This window comes from Virgibacillus sp. AGTR (assembly GCF_016919725.2).
Lineage (GTDB): Bacteria > Bacillota > Bacilli > Bacillales > Amphibacillaceae > Virgibacillus > Virgibacillus salarius.
The window spans coordinates 110,990-117,609 of sequence record NZ_JAJERH010000007.1 but is presented as its reverse complement, the minus strand read 5'-3'; the positions used below and the strand labels follow the sequence as shown (position 1 = coordinate 117,609).

Genomic DNA, 6,620 nt, shown 5'->3' with positions numbered 1-6,620 from the left:
CGCGAGCCGAAAATCCACTTTGCAACGTGTTCTTCTTTGCAAAGTTAGTTGAGGCCGTGCCCACGGAAAGCGAAGTAATTCGTCGGAGCATTGCCAATATACATCAAACATTTCAAAATACTACTTGGCTTAACGCAGTCATTACACTGATTTTATACTTTCTTAACTTATAAGAAAACCGGGCAATACTGGATCATATTTGCCCGGTTTATGTTTTATACTAATGCCTCTTCTTTTTGGAAGAAGGTCTTTAAAGCTTGGTAAATATCCGCTTTTTCTTTCACGATATAACATCTGAACTTCGGATTATTAATTTCCTCAAAAGCTCGCATCAGGGTTGACTTGCGACTATACCCATTTACTTCTCCATATCCAAACATACTCGAATGAGTCATGATCTCGTTCACCAACTCGATACAGGAAGGATTATCGGAAGTGATATTTTCTCCATCAGAAATATGAAATGGATAAATATTATAACGAGATGGATGATACTTATTATTTATCAGTTCTAACGCTTTATTATAGGCAGATGAACAAATTGTTCCACCACTTTCCCCTTTGGAAAAGAAATCCTCCTCCGATACAATTTTGGCTTCTGTATGATGTGCAATAAATTCAATTTCAACAGATGCATATTTAGTACGTAAAAACCTGATCATCCAAAAGAAGAAGCTTCTAGCTACATATTTCTCAAATGTACCCATTGAAGCACTCGTATCCATCATGGCGAGGACAACAGCTTTTGATTCCGGCTTCGTTACATCATTCCATGTTTTAAAGCGTAAATCATCATTGTAAATTGGTGTAATCCCTGGCCTACCTTCTCTGGCGTTACGTTTGATTGCTGTCAGGATAGTACGCTTTTTATCAATATTACCCATTAACCCCTTTTTGCGAACATCATTAAATTCAATCTTCTCGATGGTTATCTCCTGCTGTTCTTTTTCTTTTAGGTTTGGTAATTCAAGCTCCCGAAAGAGTGCTTCTTCGATTTCCTCTAAGGATACGTCAGCTTCATAATAATCTTCCCCTGGTTTATCGCCTGCCTTCTTACCTTTTCCTTGTCCCTCCTCTTCTCCCTGAGGAGCTCGAGCAATGATATCCCCTACTTTGCTATCTCCTTTCCCCTGCCCTACATGCTTTGATTTATTGTAGTTATAGCGAATCTTATATTCATCTAAAGAACGAATTGGAATTTTTATAACATCTTTTCCATTGGACATAATAATATTTTCTTCACTCACCAAGTCGGGTAAATTATTCTTGATAGCATCTTTAACTTTATCCATATGACGTGTTTGATCCTGATAACCTTTACGGTGGAGGGACCAGTTTTCCTTTGAAACGACGAAGTTCCCACTATCTTCCTGCATGCGTTCCCCTCCTATATAATTTGATCTACTTGCCTTTTGATGCTTTCTTTATCCTATGCACGTACAAGTTTATTATTGCATTATTTAAACTATTTTAAAAAATAGCCGTTGCTAATAAGTTTTAATCAAAAACAACTGTTTATTGTTTGTCTTTAGAATGGTTCGTTTTAGAGTTATGTTCCAACCTGTCCCAGCCAATGAAGAACTAAAGCAAGTGCCCGATTAGAAACGTAGCAGACTGGAGCGAGTCAACGGAGATAAAGGAATCACGGTGTGCTTGCGAGCCGATGATGACTTAGATTAGGGTGATTCGTGAAGTCGCCTCCGTTTCTCTGCGCTGGAGCTGGACGCATCTCAACACGCCCATATTGATATCCGCATGGGATAATTTTTTAATTTCTTAGACCGTAACAAGGTTGGGACAAAACACTTCTTTACTCAAAATACGAATAATCAGGTTATCAATAGGAGTATCATCGCCGCACCGTGAAAATATACTCACTTCCCGGGCACGGCCTCAGCTAACTTGATAAAGAAAAACACGTTACCACGTGGATCTTCGGACTCGTGCTGTTCCCGCCGGAGTCTCGCTTATTTCAGGTTCTAAATGAATTGTTCTATTAAAAAACGAAAAGATAATTAATTCAAATTAATTATCTTTTCGTTTTTTGGTTGTTCCTTCATTCTTTGGTTTTCGTCTCTTAATTAGTAAGGTCTATACCTATTTAGGTTGTAGCAACACTATCTATTCAATAAACTGCCAACATAGCGAAGCAGCTCATTTGCAGAAACTGAATTATATCCATATTCATCGACCAATCTGGCAATGACCTCATTAATCTTTTTCAATTGTGACTCGTCTGGTGTTTTTGAAGAGGTTGTTATTTTTACAACATCTTTCAAATCCGCAAACAGCTTTTTCTGAATTGCTTCACGTAAACGTTCATGTGAATTATAGTCAAAGCGTTTTCCTTTCCTAGCAAATGCAGAAATCCTAATAAGAATCTCCTCACGAAACGCTTTCTTTGCATTTTCTGATATACCAATTTGTTCTTCAATCGACCGCATTAGCTTCTCATCCGGATTCATTTCTTCCCCAGTGAGCGGATCACGCAGCTTATTCTTATTACAATATGCCTCTACATTATCCAAATAATTATCCATTAATGTCTTAGCTGATTCCTCATAGGAATACACAAACGCCTTCTGAACTTCTTTCTTGGCGATCTCGTCATACTCTTTCCTGGCAATGGAAATATAATTCATATATGTTTCTTTATCTTCTTGAGATATAGAAGCATGCTGGCTTAACCCTTCCTTTAGGGAACGTAAAACATCAAGAGCATTGATTGCTGGTACCTCTTTACGAATGATTGCCGAAGAAATGCGATTAATCACATAACGTGGATCAATGCCATTCATCCCCTCCACTGGAGATTCCTTCTTCAATTCCTCTACATCCATCTGATTAAAGCCTTCAACACTCTCGCCGTCATACAGCCGCATCTTTTTTACGATATCAACTCCTTGTTTATTAGAATCCTCCAAGCGAGTCAGAATAGAGAAGATAGCCGCTACTTTTAAAGCATGTGGAGCAATATGCACATGTGCCATATCACTTTCCTTAATCATCTTTTTATAGATTCTTTCTTCCTGCGTAACTTGCAGATTATACGGTATTGGCATCACAATAATTCGAGAATGCAATGCTTCGTTCTTTTTATTTGAAATAAATGAGCGGTACTCTGCTTCATTCGTATGCGCAACAATTAATTCATCTGCACTAATTAACGCAAACCTGCCCGCTTTAAAATTTCCCTCCTGTGTAAGTGATAGTAAATGCCATAAGAACTTCTCATCACACTTCAACATTTCTTGAAATTCCATCATTCCTCGATTGGCCTTATTTAATTCCCCGTCGAACCGATAGGCACGAGGATCTGATTCGGAACCATATTCGGCAATTGTGGAAAAATCAATACTACCAGTTAAATCAGCTATATCCTGTGATTTCGGATCAGACGGACTAAACGTACCAATCCCTACCCGTTTATCTTCAGAAAGAAAAATGCGTTCCACACGTACGTCTTCAATCTTTCCATCATATTCCTTCTCTAATCGCATCGTATTTAGCGGAGATAAACTGCCCTCAATACGTATCCCATACTCCTCTGCAAATTCATCCCTTAAATGATGTGGTATTAAATGTAGTGGATCTTCATGCATAGGGCAATCTTTAATGGCATAGACAGCTCCTTCATCGGTTCGAGAATAGCTTTCTAAGCCACGCTTTAACATAGTAACGATAGTCGATTTCCCACCACTTACAGGCCCCATTAATAATAAAATACGCTTACGTACATCTAGACGTTTAGCTGCAGGATGAAAATACTCTTCTACCAATCTTTCAATCGCTTCTTCAAGCCCGAAAATCTCTTCACCAAAAAAATCATACATCTTCTTACCGTCTTTTTCAGTTAAACCAGAGCACTTAATCATATTATAAATCCGTGAATGAGCAGTTTGAGCCACCTCTGGCCTTTCTTTAATGATCTCCAGATATTCCGCGAACGTCCCTTCCCACTTCAGAAGCTGTTCTTCTTCGCGATGCTGCTTCATTTTGCTAAGAATATCCATGTTATTCCTCCATCCAGTGTCTGATTACTATAGCCTATGCTTAATTGTTTTTTATGATGCCGGTAAGTTAAAACCTTTTCTTGTCTAATATTATGCCTGTAAAGGAGCTATATTTTTAATTCGTATAAATTAATAAATTACTTTGAGATTTAAAATAATGTAGTAAATCACATAATATTTTGTTGTCAAAATTATAATTAAACATTGACTATTTAAAGTAACTTTGCTATTATTTGCATGATGTTTGACTAATTTAAAAATTCAGTAGACTATGTTAACAAATTATGACAGCACAGTATTCGACAATTTAAATGAATTAGACATCGCTAGAAAACGTTTTTGGGATAAAGGAGCAGAAGAGTATTTACTAAAACTTGGAGAAGTAGTCCATCGCCATGGACTTACAGATGTAGTTGGTATTACAATGGCTCATAGACATTTTCGTGTTAGAGATGGAGAACAATTAGTTAAGGAAGTCAGAGACAATAGTTCCGTAATAAAACCATTATCCAATCTTAATAATGATGAAGTTATTCCTTTTACATGGAAGCTATCTAAAAATAAAAATGGGAATCTTCTTTGGCATCCCCTAGAATTTGTTAAAGTTAATACATTAACAGAGGAATCAATCAATAATGAACTAACACTTAGGAATAGTTATGATTTTCTCAATGAATTTTCTAGTACATTAATAGAACTTGGTCTGGAAGATATTTTTGGTCTTTGTATTGTACATCGTGAATTTCAACTTTCACCTAATGAGATGTTAGTTGAAAGTTTGGAAGAAGAGTCACGAACATTGTCATTTAATATAACTCCTAGACAGACTTTAACCCATACGGTATTAATTCCTACTTTTTGGCGTTTTGATAAAAAGGGGAAAGCGTTACAGGCCGAGGCTTGGAAACATTGCATAGGTCACTGATTCATATACTACCTCCTATCATATAGATAAGGAGGTTTTTATATGATTGGGGCACTAAGCTTAACTAACATTATTTTGCTCTTCACAAAAGTACCTTGGTTAAACTTCGTAGCACATTTTAGTATTTAACACTAATATTCTTCTTAAACGTAAAAGTTTCCCTAAAATATTAATAATTTATCTTATGAAAGCGAGGTGATGTATTGTGGTTACACACTTACTTCGTCAAAAGAATTTCCTGTTCATTTGGGCTGCCCGCCAAACTTCGGCGTTGGGTGATTGGATTTTATTAATTGTTTTGCCTCTATACATACATAATCTGACAGGATCAACTATCGCAACTGGTACGATGTTTATAACTCAGATGATTCCACGACTTTTCTTTGGTTCCATTGCAGGGACTATTGTTGAGAGATTAAATAAAAAATGGACATTGGTCTTTACGGATTTAATTCGTGGGATCATATTGTGTGGCTTATTTGTCATTCCTGCCGATCACCTCTGGGTCTTTTTTTTGATTGTTTTTATTCAAAACATGATTGGCACTGTATTTATGCCAGCTCACCGTTCATTGATGGTAGATATTGTAGAACGAGAGCACATCGTTGATGCTAATTCAATCACAATTGTAAGTGACAATATTATCCGTCTTGTTGGCCCTTCTTTAGGTGGTGCATTACTAGGTATCGGTGGACTTCATATATCAATTGCAATTGATATATTATCATACATCATCTCAAGCATCCTTATATCATTAATCACATTATCAGTTGTTAAACAAGCAGAATCCAAAGAAAAATCGACACTAATGGTAAAATGGTTAAAGTTTTGGAATGACTGGTGGAAGGGTATTAAAATCGTTCGAAAAAATCAATTATTTCTAGTCATTTTCTGGATGTCATCTATTACTTGGCTTGCTCAAGGTATGATCAATGTCCTATTTGTACCCTATGTATTAGATGTAATGGGTGAAAGTTCAGTTGAATTTGGTTGGATAGAATCAGCTGAAGGAGTCGGTGGATTAATAGGTGGCTATTTATTGTTAAAATTAAATAAAAAGGTAAACCCATTTCCACTTATTATGATCAGTTTGTTGCTTACTGGAATTATGTTTCTTTTCATGTTCAATTTACCGTATCTGTTAATCGTTTTAATCCTAAATGTTCTACTAGGAGTGCCTAATATCATATTTAGTGTAAGGTTAGAAACATTACTTCAGGAGCATGTTCCTGAAGATTACCTAAGTCGTGTTTTTGGCTCGTATAATACAATGATAGCCTTGGCTACTTTAGCCGGAATGGCTTTAGCAACCATTTTTAATTTTATTGGTACAGTTCTTTTACTAAACCTGACAGCAGTATTGTTTATTGCTGTGGGAATTTTACTTTACAGGCCTTTAAGACATAAGTTAAGAGAACAAGGTAATTCAAATTAAGCATATGGAACTGTAATTATATGATTATTTATTCCGATAAAGGGAGTTGAATTCTAAATACCAATTAATATCAATTTTACGTCAGTTCCATTATTTTATAGCTTAACTTTTTATTCAGATTATTTGTAAGATACACACCGACAAATGCATGTTTTATTCTAACTTATCGATTTAGAAACTCTATATCTATAGCTAATACGCTTTTGTTCAACGCTTTTATCCGGGTGATACAAAAAGATGCCCGGAA

Annotated in this window: 4 protein-coding genes; 2 read left to right on the top strand and 2 right to left on the bottom strand. The window is 36.1% G+C overall.

Annotation, left to right across the window (positions count from 1 at the left end; translation table 11 throughout):
* Positions 1-215: 215 nt before the first annotated feature.
* Both yhbH and JUJ52_RS05530 read right to left on the bottom strand, forming a co-directional pair.
* Positions 216-1,376 (bottom strand): sporulation protein YhbH, encoded by a 1,161-nt coding sequence (gene yhbH / locus JUJ52_RS05535; protein ID WP_205389218.1) that lies wholly within the window; start codon positions 1,374-1,376, stop codon positions 216-218.
* A gap of 741 nt (positions 1,377-2,117) precedes the next feature.
* Positions 2,118-4,013: a PrkA family serine protein kinase gene (locus tag JUJ52_RS05530; RefSeq protein ID WP_121604082.1), complete on the bottom strand. Its 1,896-nt coding sequence runs from the start codon at positions 4,011-4,013 to the stop codon at positions 2,118-2,120.
* A 271-nt stretch (positions 4,014-4,284) separates the two neighbouring features.
* Here JUJ52_RS05530 and JUJ52_RS05525 point away from each other — a divergent pair, with 271 nt between their 5' ends.
* Both JUJ52_RS05525 and JUJ52_RS05520 read left to right on the top strand, forming a co-directional pair.
* A complete protein-coding gene (locus JUJ52_RS05525) occupies positions 4,285-4,938 on the top strand; it encodes a hypothetical protein (protein ID WP_121604083.1) in 654 nt (217 codons plus the stop codon).
* A gap of 205 nt (positions 4,939-5,143) precedes the next feature.
* Complete coding sequence (locus tag JUJ52_RS05520; RefSeq protein WP_026681874.1) at positions 5,144-6,373, top strand: MFS transporter; 1,230 nt, start codon at positions 5,144-5,146, stop codon at positions 6,371-6,373.
* Positions 6,374-6,620: the final 247 nt, after the last annotated feature.